The following is a 716-nucleotide window of genomic DNA, read 5'->3' on the forward strand; positions in this document are numbered from 1 at the left end:
CCCCAAGTGCGATCAAGGGGCTACGGCAATTTTCGTCGGTCGAGGTCGCGGACTTTCTCGGCGTCACCCAGAATCATATCAAAAAGCTTCATCTCGAAGGCAAGGGCCCCGCACCTGAGGTTTCCGGTTCAGGTCGTCGTTCATACACGGCTCGGCAGATGCTCGAGTTGCGTCAGTACCTAGACAAGCACGGTCGCTCGGACTTCAAGCGCTATGTTCCTCACCGCCGCCAAGGCGACACGCTGCAAGTCATCTCCGTCGTCAATTTCAAAGGTGGCTCCGGCAAGACAACCACAGCTGCCCATCTAGCTCAATACCTGGCTCTGACAGGGCACCGCGTTCTCGCAATTGACCTTGACCCGCAGGCTTCCCTGTCAGCTCTGCATGGCATTCAGCCTGAACTCGACAAGAATCCCTCGTTGTATGAGGCGCTTCGATACGACGACCATAGGAAATCAATCAAAGAGATTATTCGGCCGACCAATTTCCCGGGTTTGGACATCGTACCTGCCAACCTTGAACTGCAGGAATATGAGTACGACACTCCACTAGCCGCTTCTAACAAGAATTCAGCAGAAGGGCGTTTGTTCTTCACGCGCATTTCTACGGCGCTCAAGGAAGTTGACGATCGCTATGATGTGGTTGTCATAGATTGCCCGCCGCAGCTCGGTTACCTAACACTCACATCTCTGACAGCTTCGACGTCGGTGATTATT

1 protein-coding gene is annotated in these 716 nt (G+C 53.8%); it reads left to right on the forward strand.

Annotated features, from left to right (window positions below; genetic code table 11):
- Positions 1-716: plasmid partitioning protein RepA (gene repA, locus AC1D0I_RS32800; protein WP_477400218.1), on the forward strand; the 716-nt coding region annotated here is incomplete at both ends.

It is taken from the genome of Mesorhizobium sp. P2_D1, assembly GCF_056404455.1.